The 18,913-nt window shown below is 61.7% G+C and carries 16 protein-coding genes; 10 read left to right on the forward strand and 6 right to left on the reverse strand.

Going from position 1 to position 18,913, the window contains the following annotated elements:
• Nucleotides 1-41: 41 nt before the first annotated feature.
• Nucleotides 42-302 (reverse strand): hypothetical protein, encoded by a 261-nt coding sequence (locus tag B3605_RS12170; RefSeq protein ID WP_112945299.1) that lies wholly within the window; start codon nucleotides 300-302, stop codon nucleotides 42-44.
• Between B3605_RS12170 and B3605_RS12175 the strand changes: the two genes are divergently transcribed.
• The 3 genes from B3605_RS12175 to B3605_RS12185 are packed head-to-tail and all read left to right on the forward strand — an operon-like array spanning nucleotide 301 to nucleotide 4,108.
• Nucleotides 301-1,002: a gluconate 2-dehydrogenase subunit 3 family protein gene (locus B3605_RS12175; RefSeq protein WP_112945300.1), complete on the forward strand. Its 702-nt coding sequence runs from the start codon at nucleotides 301-303 to the stop codon at nucleotides 1,000-1,002. The genes B3605_RS12170 and B3605_RS12175 overlap by 2 nt on opposite strands.
• A 5-nt stretch (nucleotides 1,003-1,007) precedes the next feature.
• Nucleotides 1,008-2,777: a GMC family oxidoreductase gene (locus tag B3605_RS12180; RefSeq protein WP_112945301.1), complete on the forward strand. Its 1,770-nt coding sequence runs from the start codon at nucleotides 1,008-1,010 to the stop codon at nucleotides 2,775-2,777.
• Nucleotides 2,778-2,788: 11 nt separating this feature from the next.
• On the forward strand, nucleotides 2,789-4,108 hold the full coding sequence (locus B3605_RS12185) for a cytochrome c (protein ID WP_112945302.1): 1,320 nt from the start codon (nucleotides 2,789-2,791) through the stop codon (nucleotides 4,106-4,108).
• A gap of 114 nt (nucleotides 4,109-4,222) precedes the next feature.
• Here B3605_RS12185 and B3605_RS12190 read toward each other — a convergent pair whose 3' ends face one another.
• On the reverse strand, nucleotides 4,223-6,784 hold the full coding sequence (locus B3605_RS12190; protein WP_112945303.1) for a GcvT family protein: 2,562 nt from the start codon (nucleotides 6,782-6,784) through the stop codon (nucleotides 4,223-4,225).
• Between the two features lie 275 nt (nucleotides 6,785-7,059).
• On the opposite strand from B3605_RS12190, the gene B3605_RS12195 reads away from it, so the two are divergent.
• Both B3605_RS12195 and B3605_RS12200 read left to right on the forward strand, forming a co-directional pair.
• Nucleotides 7,060-8,088, forward strand: coding sequence for a CorA family divalent cation transporter (locus B3605_RS12195; RefSeq protein ID WP_026282729.1), 1,029 nt, complete (start codon nucleotides 7,060-7,062; stop codon nucleotides 8,086-8,088).
• Nucleotides 8,089-8,248: 160 nt separating this feature from the next.
• The gene (locus B3605_RS12200; protein ID WP_112945304.1) at nucleotides 8,249-8,737 is read left to right on the forward strand and encodes an RrF2 family transcriptional regulator; all 489 of its coding nucleotides are present in this window, start codon (nucleotides 8,249-8,251) and stop codon (nucleotides 8,735-8,737) included.
• A 163-nt stretch (nucleotides 8,738-8,900) separates the two neighbouring features.
• Here the strand turns inward: B3605_RS12200 and B3605_RS12205 are convergent, their stop codons facing one another.
• Together B3605_RS12205 and B3605_RS12210 are read right to left on the reverse strand one after the other, a co-directional pair.
• Nucleotides 8,901-9,908: a porin gene (locus B3605_RS12205; RefSeq protein ID WP_111564079.1), complete on the reverse strand. Its 1,008-nt coding sequence runs from the start codon at nucleotides 9,906-9,908 to the stop codon at nucleotides 8,901-8,903.
• Between the two features lie 342 nt (nucleotides 9,909-10,250).
• A complete protein-coding gene (locus tag B3605_RS12210; RefSeq protein ID WP_112945305.1) occupies nucleotides 10,251-11,339 on the reverse strand; it encodes an NAD/NADP transhydrogenase subunit alpha in 1,089 nt (362 codons plus the stop codon).
• A 270-nt stretch (nucleotides 11,340-11,609) separates the two neighbouring features.
• Between B3605_RS12210 and B3605_RS12215 the strand changes: the two genes are divergently transcribed.
• From B3605_RS12215 to B3605_RS12235, 5 genes are all read left to right on the forward strand, one after another.
• The gene (locus tag B3605_RS12215) at nucleotides 11,610-13,661 is read left to right on the forward strand and encodes an NAD(+) synthase (protein ID WP_112945406.1); all 2,052 of its coding nucleotides are present in this window, start codon (nucleotides 11,610-11,612) and stop codon (nucleotides 13,659-13,661) included.
• A 150-nt stretch (nucleotides 13,662-13,811) separates the two neighbouring features.
• On the forward strand, nucleotides 13,812-13,943 hold the full coding sequence (locus B3605_RS12220; protein WP_296434058.1) for a hypothetical protein: 132 nt from the start codon (nucleotides 13,812-13,814) through the stop codon (nucleotides 13,941-13,943).
• Nucleotides 13,944-13,972: 29 nt separating this feature from the next.
• Nucleotides 13,973-14,245 (forward strand): hypothetical protein, encoded by a 273-nt coding sequence (locus tag B3605_RS12225; RefSeq protein WP_112945307.1) that lies wholly within the window; start codon nucleotides 13,973-13,975, stop codon nucleotides 14,243-14,245.
• 113 nt (nucleotides 14,246-14,358) lie between these two features.
• Nucleotides 14,359-14,826 carry an RrF2 family transcriptional regulator gene (locus tag B3605_RS12230; protein ID WP_111564083.1) on the forward strand — a complete coding sequence of 156 codons (468 nt, stop codon included), beginning with the start codon at nucleotides 14,359-14,361 and terminating at the stop codon, nucleotides 14,824-14,826.
• Nucleotides 14,827-15,099: 273 nt separating this feature from the next.
• Entirely contained in the window at nucleotides 15,100-15,837 is a 738-nt protein-coding gene (locus B3605_RS12235) for a metallophosphoesterase (protein WP_112945308.1), read from the forward strand.
• On the opposite strand, the gene B3605_RS12240 is transcribed toward B3605_RS12235, so the two are convergent.
• Both B3605_RS12240 and B3605_RS12245 read right to left on the reverse strand, forming a co-directional pair.
• Nucleotides 15,838-18,195 carry a polysaccharide biosynthesis tyrosine autokinase gene (locus tag B3605_RS12240; RefSeq protein WP_112945309.1) on the reverse strand — a complete coding sequence of 786 codons (2,358 nt, stop codon included), beginning with the start codon at nucleotides 18,193-18,195 and terminating at the stop codon, nucleotides 15,838-15,840.
• Between the two features lie 4 nt (nucleotides 18,196-18,199).
• A partial coding sequence (locus B3605_RS12245) for a glycosyl transferase (protein WP_296434062.1) occupies nucleotides 18,200-18,913 on the reverse strand: 714 nt, incomplete at its 5' end.

Genomic DNA, 18,913 nt, shown 5'->3' on the forward strand with positions numbered 1-18,913 from the left:
AACAGCAAGCGCCCGCTCGGTTTCGAGCGGGCGTTTTGCGTTCAGCCGCGCCTCGTCATCTCATTATACCTGAGTAGAAAATTCCAGAAATGTCGAATTTTACGCGCGAAATATCGCGCGAAAGTTTGCACATGTGCAAAATAGTTCTCGCTTTCATCTAAAATGGAACCAGTTTTCACTTCCGGGTGCTTGTCACCTGACGCAAGCGGGCGTACGGCGCTAGCGTCAAATTGCCCTGCGCTGAATTGACGCTTCAGCAACACTCGGTGGCTGCCTCCCACAGCCACAAAGGAGCCAATCATGAGAGACCTCCCGGGCCTGCCGTCCCGCAGAAGCTTCCTGAAAGCTTCCGCGGCGACTGCGGCTATTGCCGGTATCGCCGTTGGAGCGAAAGCCGAACAGAAACCCGAACCCGTCGCGCTCACCGAATACAAGCCGGACTGTCTTCAGCCCACGGAGTGGGCCTTCGTCATGGCTGCGGTCGCCAGACTGATTCCGTCGGAGGGCGATGGCCCCGGCGCGATCGAGACGCGCGTTCCCGTTTTCATCGACAAGCAGCTCGCCGGCGATTACGGCAAGGCGTCCGACTGGTACATGGTCGGCCCATATGAGCCGGCGGCGAGCCCGCTGCGCGGCTGGCAGACCCCGCTCAACCCGCTGCAGATTTACCAGCAGGCGATCCCGCTGTTCGACGAATGGTGCAAGACCACCCACGGCAAGATCTTCGCCGAGCTTGACGCGGCAACGCAGGACAAGGCGCTCACCTCGCTCCAGAAGGACGAGATGAAGATCAAGCCTGAATTGCGCGAGTTCTTCTCGATCCTGCTCGCCAACACCAAGGAGGGCTACTTCTCCGACCCGATGTATGGCGGCAACCATGGCATGGCTGCCTGGAAGTATATCGGCTTCCCGGGCGCGCGCGGCTCCTACAAGGAGTGGGTCGGAAAGCATAACGTCAAGTATCCGCTTGGCCCCGTCTCGATCTCCGGCGAAAGGGGCTAACGATCATGGCACGCACAGAAAAGAAAAAAGACGTCGTTCTCGTCGGCTTCGGCTGGACGGGCGCGATCATGGGCATCGAGCTTGCCAATGAAGGTCTCGAAGTCCTGGCGCTGGAGCGCGGTCACGATCAGGCGACCGTTCCGGACTTCCAGTACCCGAACATGATCGACGAGCTGAAATACGGCATCCGTTACGGCATGATGGAAAAGCCGGCGAACACGACGGTCACCATCCGTCGTTCGCTGGATGAGACCGCGCTGCCTTACCGCAGCCTCGGCACCTTCCTGCTCGGCACCGGCGTCGGCGGCGCTGGCACCCACTGGAACGGTCTCAACTGGCGTCCGATGCAGTCGGAATACCGCCTGAAGTCCTACGTGACCGAGAAGTTCGGCGCCGGCGTCATGACCGAGGACATGACGATCCAGGACTATCCGATGACCTATGAAGAGCTCGAGCCGCATTTCGATCGCTTCGAGAAGGTTGCGGGCATTTCCGGCCAGGCCGGCAACGTCAACGGCAAGATCGTCGAGGGTGGCAACCCGTTCGAGGCACCGCGGTCCAACGACTATCCGATGCCGGCCATGCCGTCGACCTGGGATGGCGTGAAGTTCCGCGATGCGGCGAAGGCCGCGGGCTATCACCCGTTCCCGAGCCCTGGCGGCATTGCCTCCAAGGACTACGTCAACGAATACAACATGCAGATGGGCCCGTGTAACCATTGCGGTTTCTGCGAGCGCTACGGCTGCTACAACTATTCGAAGTCCTCGCCGCAGACGGCGATCATCGACGCGCTCAAGCGCAAGAAGAACTTCGAATACCGCGTCAATTCGGAAGTGCTGCGCGTCGAAAAGGCCGAAGACGGCAAGACCGCGACCGGCGTCACCTATTTCGACCACAAGACCGGCGAAGAGGTCTTCCAGCCGGCCGACCTCGTCATCCTGACCGCATTTGCACTGAACAACGTCCACCTGATGCTCGTCTCCGGCATCGGCCAGCCTTACGACCCGAACACCAATGAAGGTGTCGTCGGCCGTAACTATGCCTACCAGATCACCGGTGGCTACACGCTGTTCTTCAAGGACGAGGAATTCAACCCGTTCATCGGTACCGGCGCCAACGGCTTCTGCATCGACGACTTCGGCATCGACAATATCGACTTCGCCAAGGAAGGTTTTGTGGGCGGCGCCTACTGGCGTGCCGGCCAGACCAATGGTCAGCCGGGCCACACCATGCCGCTGCCGGCAGGCACGCCGAGCTGGGGTGCTGGTTGGAAGAAGGGCATCGGCGAGTGGTATGGCCATGCAATGAACATCGGCGCCCACGGCTCCGTCATGTCCTATCGCGGTCACTATCTCGACCTCGACCCGACCTACAAGGACCGTCACGGCCGTCCGATGCTGCGCATGACCTATAACTGGCACGAAAACGAAATCCGCCAGACGCAGTTCATGAAGTCGAAGATGGAACCGATCGCCAAGTCGATGAACCCGACCACGATGCAGGAAGGTTTCAAGAAGGAAGGCGCGATGTTCGACGTCCGTCCTTACCAGACCACCCACAACACGGGCGGCACGGTGACCGGCGACGATCCGAAGACCTCGGTTCTCAATCGTTACCTGCAGTCCTGGGATTGCCATAACGTCTTCGTTATGGGCGCCAACGTCTTCCCGCAGAACACGCAGTACAACCCGACCGGCATGGTCGGCGGCCTGGCCTACTGGGCGGCGCATCACATCCGCAAGGATTACCTGCCCAACCCGCGGCCGCTGGCATAAGGAGAACAGAGATGAAAACCTTTCTCCGCATCATCGGAACGCTGGTCGTACTTGGTGTCATCGCCTTGGTCGCCTTCATCTTCGTGCCGGTACAGCGTACCGGCCCGGTCACCCAGCTTGCCGCCGACTTCAAGCCGGTCAAGGGGCAGGGTGAATATGTCATGCGCGCATCGGACTGCATGGCCTGCCACACCAGCGAAGGCGGCAAGCCTTTCGCCGGCGGCCGCGCTATCCAGAGCCCGATGGGCACGATCTGGACCACCAACATCACGCCCGACAAGGACACCGGCATCGGCAACTGGACGCTCGCCGATTTCCGCGCTGCTCTCTACGACGGCGTGACGCCCAACGGTACGCATCTCTATCCGGCCATGCCGTACGAGAACTACCGCAAGCTCTCGGAAGAAGATGTCGTGGCGCTCTACGACTACTTCATGCACGAGGTCGAGCCTGTCTCGAACAAGGTGGAGGAAACCAAGCTTTCCTTCCCGTTCAACATGCGCTTTGGCCTGCGCGCCTGGAACTGGCTGGCCGCCAGCCACGCGGCCGGCTTCAAGCCGGAGCAGGGCGAGGACGAGCAGTTCAACCGCGGCAAGTATCTCGTTGAAGGCGCCGGCCACTGTGCCGCCTGCCACAGCCCGCGCAACCTGTTCATGGCGCAGGACGGCATCGACAATTCGTCGAAGGCCTTCCTCTCCGGCGGCGAGATCGACGGCTTCACGGCCCCTGATCTTCGCGGCCCGGCAAGCGGTCCGCAGACGTGGAGCACCGAGCAGCTGGCGGCTTATCTGTCGACCGCTCGCAACGCTCACTCGTCGGCAACCGGCGAAATGATGCTCGTCGTTCGCGACTCGTTGCAGTACATGAGCCACGACGACAACCTTGCCATCGCCACCTATCTGAAGAAGATCGGCGGCGCGGGTGGTTCGGCTTCGGCCGCACAGCCTGAGAAGGCAGAGGTGACGGCAACCGAAACGCTGCTTTCGGACGCCAAGCCCGACATGCCGCTCGGCCCGCGTCTCTATCTCGACAACTGCGCTGCCTGCCACATGGTGAGCGGCAAGGGTGCCGGCGAGACCTTCCCGGCGCTTGATGGTAATTCGCTTGTCGATGCCAATTCGCCCAAGGGTCTGATCAGCGTGATCCTGCACGGCGCGGAACTGCCGTCGACGCCGGATCGCCCGATGAAGCTGCGCATGCAGGGTTACGAAAACCGCCTGTCGGATGAGGAAGTCGCCGCACTCGCGACCTTCCTGCGCGACGGCTGGCACAACAAGGCCGCTGCGGTTTCGGCTGCCGACGTGACCGCCGTTCGTGGCGAGAAGCACTAGGACAAGAGGCCGGCAGCGCGAGAGTGCTGCCGGTTTTTTACATGAGACTGGACATGAAACAGCCCGCGGGAGAGATCCCGCGGGCTGTTTTGTCTTACAAGGTTCGGCCTGAAATCAGGTGCGCGGCTTCAGGTTGTCGGGGTCGTAGATCGGCTTGTAGCCGACGCTGACCACTTCGACCGGATAGGTCTCGGCGAAATATTCGACATTCAGCTTGCGGCCGACCTGGCAGTATTCCTGCGGCAGGTAGGCGAGCGCGATGTTCTTGCCGACGGTCGGGCCGTAGGCGACCGAGGTCGTGTAGGAGATGCGGCCGAGACTGTCGACCAGTGACTTGCCTGTTTCAGGATCCATGACCGGCATGGAGCCGACGGGGTAGCGCTTGACGCCCTTGCTGTCGGTGTTTTCGGTCATGACGAGGGTGCAGAGCATCGCCGGCTGGTGTTCGCGAGCCTTGTATTCCAGGTGCTTGGCCTTGCCGCGGAAATCGGCTTCCTTGACCTTCGGGCGGGCGAGGTCGGCTTCCAGCAGGTTGTACTGGGTGAGCAGGTCGCCGTTCTGCAGGCGCAGCGACTTTTCCATGCGGCGCGAGTTGGCGTAGGTTTCTACGCCGAAGGGCATGACGCCGGTGGCGCGGAGCGCATCCCAGACGGCAAGGCCATCCTCGTACTTCATGTGCAGTTCCCAGCCCTGTTCGCCGACATAGGAGATGCGGAAGGCGGTGACCGTCTTGCCCGCGATCTCGATCGGCTTGATGGCCGCGAAGGCGAAGTTTTCGGGATCGAGCGCTGCCGGATCGGCCACGACCTTTTTCAGTGTGTCGCGGGCGTTCGGGCCCCAGATGCCGATCGTGATGAACTTTTCCGAGACGTCGGTGATGGTGACGTCGAGACCGCGATCCTCCGCGACGCGCTTCATGTAGTGGAAGTCGCGCGGGCCGGCATCGGCGCCGTTGATGAGGCGGCAGCGGTCGGCCATGCGGATGACGGTGAAGTCGGCGCGCACCATGCCCTCGTCGTCGAGGAAGTGGGTGTAGATGCCCTTGCCGATGTTGGCATCGCCGCCGATCTTGGCGGCGCAGAGCCATTCGAGCAGCTCGACATGATCGGGGCCTTCGAGGTCGACCATGTGGAAGTGGCTGAGGTTGACGATGCCGCAATCCTCGCTCATCGCCAGATGCTCGGCATTGGAGACGCGCCAGAAGTGGCGGTTGTCCCATTCGTTTTCGCGCACCGGTACGCGGTCGGCGTATTTCTCCAGCAGGTGCTCGTTGGCCTTGTAGCCATGCGCACGCTCCCAGCCGCCGAGTTCCATGAAGTAGCCGCCGAGTTCCTTTTCGCGCTCGTAGAACGGCGAGCGCTTGGCGTTGCGGCCCGAGGCGTAGGGTTCGCGGGTGTGGACGGCTGGGAAGTAGATTTTCTGCGCGGCTTCGTAGCAGCGGCCGGCGATGAAGTCCTCGGTCAGCTGGTGCGGGTAGAAGCGGGCATAGTCGATCGAGTTGTGGTCGATCTCGGTGCGGCCGTCGGTCATCCAGTCGGCGATGAGCTTGCCGTAGCCCGGGCCGTCCTTGACCCAGATGGCGACGCAGTACCAGAGGCCGCGCACCTTCTGGCTCTCGCCGCAGGAGGGGCCGCCGGCGGCGGAGACCTGCAGCAGGCCGTTGAAGGAGTGGCCTTCGTTATAGCCAAGTTCGCCGAGGATCGGCGTCAGCTCCATGGCCTTTTCGAGCGGCTCGAGGATCTGTTCCATTTCGAGATCGCGCTGCGAGGGCGACAGGCGCGCCTCGTGCTTTTCGAGCAGTTCGCGCGGGTGGCACATGCGCGGATTGGTGGTCTCGTAATAGCCCCACTCGATCTGGCCGCCTTCGGTGGTCTTCGGGTCGCCGGTGTCGCGCATGTAGGCGGAGTTGCCCTGGTCGCGCAGCAGCGGGTAGCCGATTTCCTTGCCGGTGCCTTCGAACTCGTTATAGGGGCCGAAGAAGGTGAGGGGGTGATCGACCGGCATGACTGGCAGGTCCTCGCCGACCATTTCGGCGATCAGGCGGCCCCAGAGGCCGGCGCAGACGATGACGTGATCGGCCATGATGGTGCCGCGATGGGTGACGACGCCCTTGATGCGGCCGCCCTCAACGATCAGCGACTGGGCCGGCGTGTTGCCGAACATCCTGAGCTTGCCGGATTTCTCGGCGGCATCGACCAGCTTGCCGGCAACGGTCTGCGAGCGCGGGATGACGAGGCCAGCGTCAGGGTCGAACATGCCGCCCTGGACCTGATCTTCCTCGATCAGCGGGAACATTTCCTTGATCTCAGCTGGCGAGACGTAATGCGCCCGGGTGCCGAAGGCCTTGGCGGAGCTCAGCTTGCGCTTGATCTCTTCCATCCAGGCGTCGTCGCCCGTGCGGGCGACTTCGAGGCCGCCGATGCGCGAGTAGTGGCCCATCTTCTCGTAGAAATCGATCGAATACTGGGTGGTCCAGACCGAGAGATAGTCGTGCGACGTGGTGTAACAGAAGTCCGAGGCGTGGGCGGTCGAGCCGATATCGGTCGGGATACCCGACTTGTCGATGCCGACGATGTCGTCCCATCCGCGCTCGATCAGGTGATGGGCGATGGATGCGCCGACGATGCCGCCGAGACCGATGATGACGACCTTAGCCTGCTTAGGAAACTCTGCCATTGAGTGCGACCCTGATTGAATATTGAGATCGGATTTTAGGGATAGAAACGCGACGTGTAGAGCCTGTCTACGACATAATTATCAAACTGCACGACCAGAGCCATGTGGCTTGTGGATGACGGGCGCGGGCGGCGCGGGCTTTCGTGGCCTTATGGACCCGACCCGCGCCACCGGGCAAGGCTGATGTTGCGTCGTTTCCGCGACATGTTAGAATCCCTCCTAATATTCAGAGAGTTGGCTCTATTTCCGTCACCCCCGGCGGGCAAGGACCGGCAATGAAGACTGCGAGTGCGCCGATGGCAAGCTACGGTGTCGAACCAGGGATACGCTTCGCGTTGCTGCTTGATGGGCGCGGCGGCTGCAGGCAGATCGACATGGACGATGTCTGCGCCTGGAAGCCGGGCGATGGCGTGATCTGGCTGCACCTCGAGCGCGATCATCCGGCGGCCGCCGAATGGGTGAACGCCAAGGGCGGTTTCGATAGCTTCGTGGCCGAAGCGCTGCTGGAGGAAGAGACGCGGCCGCGCGTCGAGCCAGTCGATGATGGGCTTCTGATCATCCTGCGCGGCGTTTGCGCCACCGCCCCCGATGAGGCCGAGGAGCCGCATTCCGGGCTCGATCTCGTGCCGCTGCATCTGTGGGTCGATGGCAATCGAGTCGTCTCACTTCGAGATAGCGGCCACTATATCACCGCGCTTCGCGATATCAGGGCGGCGCTGGAGAAGGGCAAGGGGCCGCAGCGCAGCGGCGACCTCCTGGCGCTGATCGGGGAGAAGCTGGTGCGCGACCTCGAACCGGTTCTCGACGGAATGGACGAGGAGGTCGACGAGCTCGACGAGATGATCTTTCACGGCGAGGCGAGCGAGGTGCGCGAGCGGCTGAAGCTCTTGCGCCGCCGTTCCGTGCAGCTGCGTCGCTATCTGGCGCCGCAGCGCGATGCGCTGAACCGCATCGAACACGACGACGCGCCCTGGCTGCTCGAACGCGACAAGCTGAGGCTGCGGGAAGTGATCGACAAGCTGATGCGCTTCATCGAATATCTCGACGCCATCCGCGACCGCACAGGCATTCTGCACGACGACTTGTCGACTGTGATCAGCGAGCGCATCGCCCGCAATTCCAACCGGCTGGCGGCTCTTGCAGCGCTGCTTCTGCCGCCGAGCGTGGTGGCCGGGCTGTTCGGGATGAATGTCGGCGGGATACCCGGGGTCAACGATACCTGGGCGTTCATCGTCATCGTCGGTTTCGTGACGATCACGTCGATCGCGACGCTGTGGGCGCTCAGGCGGATCGGCTGGCTTTAGCTAAGAGTGGTAGCCGGGTATCAAACAAGCGTGATTCCGGCCGGGCTTCATTGACAATGCAATTTCAGGGGAAATATCACTTCCTCTACCGCTGCAGCGTGTGGCTCAGTCAATCCGTGTCCCCGCCACCTGTTGCCTTCAACCAAGGCTGAAGATCAGCATGATCGATACGCGTTTTTCCACGGCGATGCAGATCGTTGTCAGCGTTGCCGTCAACGACGAGGCCGACGTGCGCTCGACGAGCCAATCGCTTGCGGTGGGGCTCGACACGAATGCGAGCTTCGTGCGCAAGCTGCTGCCGCCGCTGACGGAGAGCGGCATTCTCGTTTCGGCAGCGGGGAGCAAGGGCGGGATCAGGCTGGCGCGGCCGAGCAAGGAAATCCTGCTCAGCGAGATTTATGCGGCGGTAACGGGAAGCAGGAAGCTCTGGGCGACGCGCCACGAAATCCCGCATGCGGGTCTGGTGGGCGAGAATATCGGCGATCTCTCCGAATATCTCTGCGACCGGGCGGAGCAGGCGGTTGTCGATATGCTGGGAGCGGTGACAGTCGAGGATAGCGTCGCGGAGCTGCGTCGCCTCGATGTCGAGCGGCACAAGCTTGATGCTGCCGGCACACGTGCGGCCGATCGGCGTGACGCCGCGGAATAATCCATTCAACCAATAGCAAAAGGTGGCTCAGCAGGGAAACCGAACCACCTTCCGTAAACTGATCGGAGGTCAATCTGATCAGAAACACCTGATTCGGGCGCCATTCCTCGCTCACGCCGGATCAGTGGATCCGGCGTGATTGAAGAGTGGCGCCCGAAGTTTATTAGAATGCGCGCTGCAGGCGGAAGAAGCCCTTGGTGATGCTGTCTGCGTTGTCGGCGTCCGTGTAGTCCACGGTTGCCTTGACGTAGAGGTTGTCAACGATCTGGTAGTCGACCGTGAGGCCGGCCTTCCAAGCGTCGTTGTTGTCACGGAACTGGCCGGCAGTGATGCCGTAGTTACCGTAGTACTGGAATGCAGGGGTGATCTTCAGCTTGTCGGTTGCCTTGATGGCGTATTCGACAGCCACTGCCCACTCGGACTTGTTGTAGTAGGAGTTCGGGCCAGACGAGTAAACGCCAGCGAGGCCGAGCGTGCCAGGACCGATTGCAACGGTACCCATGGCGCGAACTGCACCTTCTTCGTTGTCGGTGTCGTAACCGCCGGTGATCTGGTACGTGAAGGCGCCAGCCTTACCACCGATAGCAGCGGCAACGCCGAAGTTGTTGGCGGTTTCGCCCGGCTTGTAGTAGCCGTCTTCCAGTTCGTCGATTGCGATACCAGCGTAGAAGTCGCTGGTTTCGTACTGGTAACGAATGGAGTTGCGCAGGGTAACGGAGGAGCCGATGTCGTCGGTTTCGCCGGAGAGACCATCGTCCCACCAACCATAGAACAGACCAGCGCGCAGGCCAGCGATGTCGATGTAAGCGGAGTCGAGCGTCGTGGTCGTCGAAGAGTTGTCGCCGTTGTTACGGAGAACGATAACGCCGGTGAGCGGACCGTACTCGGTGTCGCTCTTAGCGGTGAACTGAACCTGGGCGCGCGTACGAGCGTTCCAGTCCGAGGTGCCCTTCTGGTTCGGGCCGCCGTAGACTTCAAAGCGGAGGTAACCGCCAACCTTGAGGCAGGTTTCCGTGCCCGGGATGTAGAAGTAGCCGGTGCCGTAAGCGTCGCAAACGCGAACGTATTCTACAGCTTCCGGTTCAGCAGCGACGATAGCGTCTGCAGCCTGAGCGCCAGATACGGCGGCGAGAGCCGCTGCCGAGCTGATGAGCATCATACGAATAGTCATAGTTGAGTCCAATCTATTTAGGATTGGGCACAGGTTATTGCTGCCGAAAACGGCTCCTACCTACCCCAATTTTTAAACAAGCCCTCACGGGGACGTGATGTTCCCGTGACCGGCAAATTACATTTCAGCTTAAATGTATCAATTACAGATACAGTCATAATTCGTTATATTTGCGATGCAAAAAGGCGGTGTTGCAGAAAGGCAACTTTTGTGATGGCGGGCAAGGGGCTGCGGCGGCCCGATCTTAAAAATCGAGCCATCTCAATGATATATGGCGAAATGCTTATGCACGCCTGTCGTGCTGCAGTGCAATAATATGACCGAGTTACAGTTGTCCTTCGGTCATGACGCGGCGCTCACGCCAGCGAATCGCTCGCCAATCAGGTGGCGGGTCAACGGGTCTTTAAGGTCAAGTTGCAGACGGCCGTCCGGCGTCGTCAGGCGCTCCAGCAACTTGCGGAGGCCTTCGCTGAACAGGCGGCTGGAATGCGGCGCTTCCGCACTCGCTAAAGTAGTTGTTCCGAGAATTCTGATGCCGTCATGGGCGACGATTTCGTCCATCTTGGTCATCGCGCAGTTGCCACCGGCGGCGGCCTCGAGATCGATGATAACGGTGCCGGCCGTCAGGAGTGGAAGCGATGCGTCGTCGATCAGAATCGGTGCGGTGCCGGCCGCGCTGCCAGCGCTGGATACGATCAACTGCATTTCGCGGAGCTGGCCGGCCAGCTGCTTGCGGCTGGTTGCGGCCGCAGTGTCGGCTGTCGAAGCGCGGGGGCGCGCGAGCGCGGCATCCATCGACACGAATTTCGCGCCCAACACTTCGGCGCGTTCGCGATCGTCCTCGGTGAAACCGAAAAGATAGGTGAGGGCGCCGAGACGCCGGGCGGTAGCGATCGCCTGGAGGGCGGCCGCGCCGGCGCCAAGGGCTGCCATCTTGATTGGGCGCGCCTGGGAGCCATCCATGACAAGCATCGGGTGGCCGATGCCAAGTTGGCGGGCGCCTTCGAGAACCGCGGCATGGCCGCAGATGGTCGCCTGCCGCGTCGCCACGTCCATGCTGCCGGCGTCCGCGATGCCTTCGAGGCGGGCGAGGTCGAGCCTGAGGCCGCGGGCCACCGGGTCGCTGGTGTCGAGCGGGGAGCCGAGGAAGATGAGGGTCGAGGATCCGGTGAAGCCGCGCGCGTCCAGCGGCTTGCGGATGCTGACGAAGAGATTGCAGTCGCGCGCGATCGTCTCGCGGTTGGCAGGCTGTGCACCGGCTGCGATATAGGCCTCATCCGCGTAGCCGGCGGCCGTGCCGCAGCCGGGTTCGAAGCTGATGGTCAGGCGTGTCGATAGGCTGCCGACATCCTCGGGCGTCAACGCCACGCGCCGCTCACCGGGCATAGTTTCCCGGAGCAGTCCAGCGTGGACGGGAGCGAGGTTTGGCATTCAGAACTCTGTTGGTGGAAAAACCGAAGGGCGCGCGGGGCCGCTATAGGGCGCTGACCTCATAGTTTTATGACAGTTTTGTAATTTTTCACCGATGATCGCGATATATTGGCGGAACGTGCAACCCACGGTAAAATTCCGGTTGAGACACGTTCCAGAAGTTTGCAAGAATGAGCTTCTGATGAAGCAGCATTGCAAAGAGATGCGGTTTTGCGCCGCCGCATTTGGATGTAATGATCCTTGCGAAGCGCTTGGCTGCTGGAGGCATTCGTGAATTTCTATTCGGTCTATGATCAGGGATTTGTCCGCGTGGCGGCTTGCACGCCGATCTGCGAGGTTGGCGATCCTGATTTCAATTCGAAGGCGACGCTGGATATGGCGCGGCAGGGCCACGCGCAGGGCGTCGGCCTGATGGTGTTTCCGGAGCTCGGCATATCGGGCTATTCCATCGATGACCTCCTCGGACAGGATGCGCTTCTGAAGGCGGTGGATGCGTCGATTGCCGAGATAGTCGCTACCAGCGCGGCACTGACCCCGGTCTTACTGGTGGGGGCACCGCTGCAGCACGAGGGGCGGCTTTATAATTGCGCCGTCGCCATTCACGCCGGCCGCATCCTCGGCGTCGTGCCGAAGGTGCATCTGCCCAATTATCGCGAATTCTACGAGAAGCGCTGGTTTGCGTCCGGGCGCACCGTGCGCGGCCAGGCTATCCGGGTCGCCGGCGAGACCGTGCCTTTTGGTATCGACATGATCTTCGCGGCCGAGGATCGGCCCGATTTCACCTTCCATATCGAGATCTGCGAGGATCTCTGGGCGCCGGCCGCGCCAAGCGATTTCGGCGCGCTTGCCGGCGCGCTTATCCTGACCAACCTGTCGGCCAGCAACATCACCGTCGGCAAGGCGGAAACCCGCAAGCTGCTCTGCGCCTCGCAATCGTCGCGCAGCCTTTCGGCTTACATCTATTCGGCCGCAGGGCCGGGGGAATCGACGACGGATCTGGCGTGGGACGGGCAGGCCTGCATCTACGAGCTTGGCTCGATGCTGTCGGAGACCGAGCGTTTCCCGATGACGTCGCAGATGTGCGTTGCCGATATCGATGTCGAGCGGCTGCGGCTGGAGCGCTTGCGCACCGGAACCTTCAACGATGCCGCGACGCTCAACCTGACGCCGGATCGCGCATTCCGGCGCATTGGTTTCCAGTTCCAGGCACCGCAGGGCGATATCGGGCTCGAGCGTGATGTCGCGCGCTTCCCGTTCGTGCCTGCTGACGAGAGCCGCCTGGATCAGGATTGCTACGAGACCTTCAACATTCAGGTGCAGGGCTTGATGAAGCGTCTGCGCTCGACGGGGATCAAGCGGCTTTGCCTGGGCATCTCGGGCGGGCTTGATTCCACGCATGCGCTGCTAGTGGCCGCGCGGGCATACGACAAGCTCGGCTGGCCGCGTTCCGACATTTTGTGCTTCACCATGCCGGGCTTTGCCACCGGCGACGAAACGAAGTCGAATGCCTGGGCGCTGATGCGCAGCATCGGGGTGACGGCGGAAGAGATCGACATCAAGCCGCTGGCGCTGCAGCTGCTGCGGGACCTCAAGCATCCGTTTTCCGGCGGGCAGCCGGTCTATGACGTGACCTTCGAGAACGTGCAGGCGGGCCTGCGCACCGACTTCCTGTTCCGCGCCGCCAACCAGCGCAATGCGCTGGTGCTTGGTACAGGCGACCTGTCGGAAATCGGTTTGGGGTGGTCGACCTATGGGGTCGGCGACCAGATGAGCCATTATAATGTCAATGCCTCCGTGCCGAAGACGCTGATCCAGCATCTTATCCGCTGGGTGATCCGCACCGGCGATTTCGACGCCGACGCCAAGGCGACGCTGGAGCGCATTCTGGGCACGCTGATCTCGCCGGAGCTCGTTCCCGCCGATGAAAACGGCGTGATGCAGAGCACCGAAGACAAGATCGGTCCCTACGATCTGCACGACTTCGCGCTGTTCTACACCACCCGTTTCGGGCTGCGTCCTTCGAAGGTGGCTTTCCTCGCTTACTCTGCGTGGAAGGATGTCGACGCCGGTGTCTGGCCGCCGCATTTCCCCGAGGACAAGCGCCGCGCCTTCGATCTTCCTGTCATCAAGAAGTGGATGGAAACCTTCCTGTTCCGCTTCTTCACCATCAGCCAGTTCAAGCGCTCGGCCTCGCCGAACGGGCCGAAGGTCACGTCGGGCGGTTCGCTTTCGCCGCGCGGCGACTGGCGCGCGCCGTCGGATGGCAATGCGCGGATCTGGATCAAGGAGCTGAAGGCCAACGTTCCCGATGTCGCGAACTGACGGAGTTGGCGGCGGCATCCTTGCCGAAGCGTGCCGGTGGCACACATAAGAGAGCATAGCTTACGGAGGTAGATGCTCGTGGAGTGTGATGGTCCTGACGAACCGTTGCGTTACGAGATTCGCCGCGAGCCCTCGGGGCGGTGGACGGTCGTGGATACGATGACCGCGCTGCCGGCGGCAAGCAACGGACGCGACCTGGTCGGGCTCTCCAGGGATGACGCGCGCGATATCGCCGAGGAGCTCAACCGGAGTATCGCGCAGGGTCGTGATCCGTTGATCTGACGACCGGCGGAACCTGCTGGAGATGCGATATGGCAGATCATGACGATCGCTTGACGGATCAACGCCGGACAGATCAAGGCTCGGCGGATCAGGCTAACGAACGGCCGGGTCGTCTGGATGACAGGGAAGAGCGCATGCTCAGCGAAGGCCGCAGGCTTTCGGCTTGGGCACTTATCGGTGCGGCGGTCTTTGTCGTGGTGATGATTGCGCTCGCTTTTGCCGTTTTCAAGAGCGATGGACCTGATCCTGGCGCCGCGACGTCACCTCCAGCTGCAAATAAGCCGTCTTCCGAGGGGCCATAGGGCAACACTTCGCCATATATACTCTATAAACGATGTCATTTGTTGTCTCTTCGCGGATTCAGCGCTATTGCCTGCCGGATAGGAGATCACGTGAGGAGCGTAAGGTAGTCGGAATGCTGACGAAAAAAGGAAAATACGGCCTGAAGGCATTGGTTGATCTCGCACGGCTCGCACCGGGCGAAACCGCGTTCATCAACGATGTGGCGGCACGCAACAATATTCCGAAGAAATTCCTCGACACTATCCTCCTCGAACTGCGCAATGTCGGTATCCTTCGCTCGAAGAAGGGGCCCGGCGGTGGCTACTCGCTGTCGCGGCCGGCGTCGGAGATCCGCATCGGCCATGTGATCCGCACGCTCGATGGCCCGCTGGCGCCGATCCGCTGCGCAAGCCGCACCGCGTTCGAAGCCTGCGACGACTGTTCCGATCCGGAGACCTGTCAGGTGCGCCGGTCGATGACCGATGTGCGCGACGCGATCGCCGATATCCTCGACAACATGACGCTCGAGCAGTTCGTCGCATCCGGCAACAACAACAAATGGACCGAGAGCGACGAGACGGTGCCGATGTCGGTCGCCTGACCGACCGCGTTTCGTACCGCATCCCAATTCCCGTTGATTTAGGTCATGTGACCTGTCCCATGACCGTGCTCTCGATTCATAGGATACTCACTATATGGTGAGGGGATGGTCTTCGCGGGGTGGCTGCGCGAAGATAGCGCGTGTTTTTTAAGAAATAAGAGTGTTACTGACATTTCATTGCCCGCGTGGGCGCTGTCTTGGGTCGTGTTTGCCGCTGCCTGATGAAAGGCGCTGCCATCGCGACCCATGACATAATGCAGCATGAGGTACCATATGCCGTCGAACCCTCGCACACGGCTCCAGCTCGATCCCGGCGATATGCCGATCTACGCGATTGGGGACATTCACGGCAGGCTCGATCTTTTGCGACAGGCCGAGCAGGCGATCTTCGAGGATGCCGCGCGCCTGCCCGGGCGCAAGCTCATCATCACGCTCGGCGATTATATCGACCGCGGGCCGGCCTCGGCGCAGGTCATCTCGCACCTGATGCAGCCGGTGCCTGAGGATTTCGATCGCATCAGCCTGACGGGCAATCATGAAATGATGATGCTCGACTATCTCGACGGCAAGATGTCCTACGACAGCTGGATGATGACCGGTGCGGATGCGCTGCTGCATTCCTACGGCATCGATATCAAGCAGATGCCGGTGCTGTTTCGCACGGCGTCGAAGCGGGATGCCTTCATCCGCGATTCTTTGCCGAAGGCGCATATCGAGTTCCTGCGCGCGCTGCCGATCATGATCGACACGCCGGCGGTGCTTTTCGTGCATGCCGGCATCGATCCGGCGCGGTCGATCGAAAACCAGCAGGATGACGATCTGGTCTTCATCCGCCACCGCTTCTTCGAGAGCGATCTGCCGCTGCCGAAGCTCATCGTGCACGGACACACGCCGGTCGATCAGCCCGACGTGCAGGAGATGCGGCTCAACCTCGACACCGGCGCCTACCGCAGCGACAGGTTGACTGTCGCGCGGTTGTGGCAGGGCGAGGTGCGCCTGTTCTCTACCTAATCAGGCATCCGCTTCCGCGGTTTCCCGCATCTTCGGCGTCTCTTCGGTGTAGTAGCTCGTGTACTTGTGGCGGTAACGCTCGGTGCCGCCGAAGTTGGTGAACTTGCCGAGTTCGGCCATGTCGGTCTTGTTGAGGATCACACCAAGGATCTTCGACTTGATCTGCGGCTCGGCGTTCAGGACATCGCGCACCAGATTGGTGGGCGTCGCACCCCATTCGGTGACGAAGAGGAAGCCGTCGACCTGCGGCGCGAAGGCCTTGGCGTCGATGACCGGGCCGAGCGGCGCAAGGTCGACCACGATATAGTCGAACATCTTGCGGGCGGCTTCCATCAGGTTGAACATGCCCTGCGAGGCCAGCAGTTCGCTGGTGTGCATCAGGTTGTCATTGGAGATGACGGGCAGGATCGCGAGCTTGGTGGTCGGATCGACCTTCACGGCGCCGGCCCACGGGATTTCACCCAGAACGGCTTCGACGAGGCCATGCTGCGGCGGCGTCTTCAGCATGCGGGTGAGGCCCGGGTTGCGAAGGTCGGCGTCGATGAGGAGCGTGCGCTTGCCGCTTGAGGCGAGCAGTGCCGCGAAGTTGGCGGCCGTCGTCGACTTGCCTTCGCCCGGCATCGCCGAGACGACGCCGATGACGCGGTCGGAGCGACCCTGGAACATGACGTCGCTGGCGAGCTTGGCGTTGCGGAGCGTTTCGGCGAAGACCGATCGTGGCGCTTCCAGCACGACACGCATGATGCGTTCGAAGGTCGCGCCGTCGTCACCGACAGGATCGCCGGGCTCAGGGGCGAGTTGGCTCGGGTTTCGGAAGATCTTGCGTTCGCGAGGCGGCTTGCCGACCAGCGGCAGGTAGCCGAGGAACTTCAGGCCGAGAATGGTGCGGACATCGCCCTCGACACGGAAGAAGCGTTCGCGGAACTCCTGGAACACGACCAGGCCGCCGCCGGCCATGAGGCCGAGAACGATTGCGAGACCAAGCGTCATCGTCCGCTTCGGGCTGGACGGCGAGACCGGGATGCCGGCTTCGGAGATCACGCGTGCCTTGGCGATCGGGAAGGACTGCTGCTGCGAGGCCTCTTCATACTTGCCGAGGTAGGATTCGTAGAGCGTCTTCAGTGCAGATGCGCGCTGTTCCAGGTCGTTCAGCTGAACGATGGACTTGTCGGCTTCGGAGTTCTTGCCGGTCAGGTGATCGATGTTCTGGCGGAGCGACGCTTCGCGCGAGCGGGCAACTTCGAATTCGTTGCGGGCGTTCGAAGCGAGCTGTTGCAGTTCCTGGAAGATCTGGCGGGTCAGATCTTCCTTTTCCGAGCGGAGTGCGACCGCCTGCGGATGATCGGCGCCGAAATTCGTCGTGACTTCCTGCTCGCGCTTGCTGACATTGATGTAGCGCGTGCGCAGATCCTGGATGACGGAATTGTTGGCCTGGCCGGACGAGATGGCGGCGTTGTTGACCGCGCCCTCGGGGCCGAGATCGATGATCTGCTTGAACTGGTTGTAGCGTGCCGAGGTGCTGGCGGCGTCCGACTGGGCGACGATCAGCTGCTTGGTGAGGTCGGCCAGCTGCTGCTCGGACATGAGCTCGCCATTGGCTGAGGTCAGGCCATTCTTCGCCTTGAAATTGGCGGCCTCGAGCGCTGCCTGCTGCGAACGTTCGCGCAGGTCGGTCAGGCGCTGCTGCAGCCAGACGGAGGCGCTTTCGGTGGCGTCGAAGTTGGCGTTCAGCTGGTCGCTCAGATAGGCGGTGGCGTAGGCCTTGGTGATACGGGCGGCGAGCAGCTTGTCGGTCGAGCGGAACGAAACGGCGAGAACCGCGCTTCGGTTGACGCGCGAGACAGCGACGGCTTCCTGAATGAGGGCGGCGGCTTTCTGGCGGCGGCCGGCGCGGGCGTCGTCTTCGGAAACCGGAGGACGGCCGGGAAGGACGGCGCTGGCGAGCAGCTTGACGCCCGACTTGATCAGGCCAACAGGGGAGGCGGGGGGATCGAGGATGGTGGCGTTGTCCTGCAGGTTCTCGGCATCGACGACGCGCAGAGCGAGCTGATTGGACTTCAGGATTTCGACCGCGCTGGCAATCTGCATGTCGACCTGCTGGGAGTTGGCCACCGGCGTGGCGTCTTGCGCATACTTGGTCATGCTGTCATCGAGCAGGATCTGCGTCATCGACGTATATTGCGACGTGGAGAACAGCAGATAGATCACCGCCAGCGTCACTGTCACCCCGACGCAGAGCGCGATCGAGCCGACGCGGCGCATCAGGATCGCGATCAGGCGATCGATGTCGATGAAGGAATCGGAGTCGTCGGGCGCTTTTGGCAGAGAGCTGTGCAAGGTGAGGTTCCGTTGGTTCATGGCTCTATCCTTTGCGGGAACGGGTCGTGCCATCGATGGCTGTGAGGTCGGCCTGCGGGCCAATCAGTTTGCGGAGCGACGCGATAACGCGGTTGGCCCGTGCTGCGATGGGCATGCTGAGATGCCCGACAGCGGATGGGGTGCCCCAGGCTGTCCTGATCGTTCCGAGGATCGACCGGTCTTTGATATTCTGGACGAGAACGAGGAAGGCTCTTCCCCGAAGCAGGCTTTTTGCCCTGAAATCCTGGGCGGCGGCTGCTTCCGCATCCAGCGTGTGATTGCGAAGGAAGGTCTTATCCCCTTCGATCATGGCGTCGATGTGGTGAAGCGAAAGAACGCGGGAGATCGATCCTTCGCGGATATTGTAGTCGTAACCGGCAAGCGGTTCGAAAACGCAACGTCCGCCGAGCGCCATGGCGCTGGCGAGATAGAGATAGTCCTCGCCGATCTTCAGGCTCTCGTCGAAGCGAAGCGCATGGCTTTCGATGAAGGCACGCTGAAAGATCGGCTTCAGATAGCCGAAATTATGGGTGGTTTGAAAAAGGGCGTTGGAGCGAATGAAGGCGGAAAGCGTGAGCGTCGGCATTTGCGCCAGCGCGTCCTCGGCGAACATGGTTTCGGCCGGCGTGCCGTCAGTCCTGATGACACGCAGATTGTCGACGGCGATTTCGGCACCGGCCTTTTCGGCGCGTGATATCATCCGGCGCAGCCGGTCGGG

The organism is Rhizobium sp. UBA1881, assembly GCF_002338015.1.
In the GTDB taxonomy this organism is placed as follows: domain Bacteria; phylum Pseudomonadota; class Alphaproteobacteria; order Rhizobiales; family Rhizobiaceae; genus Rhizobium.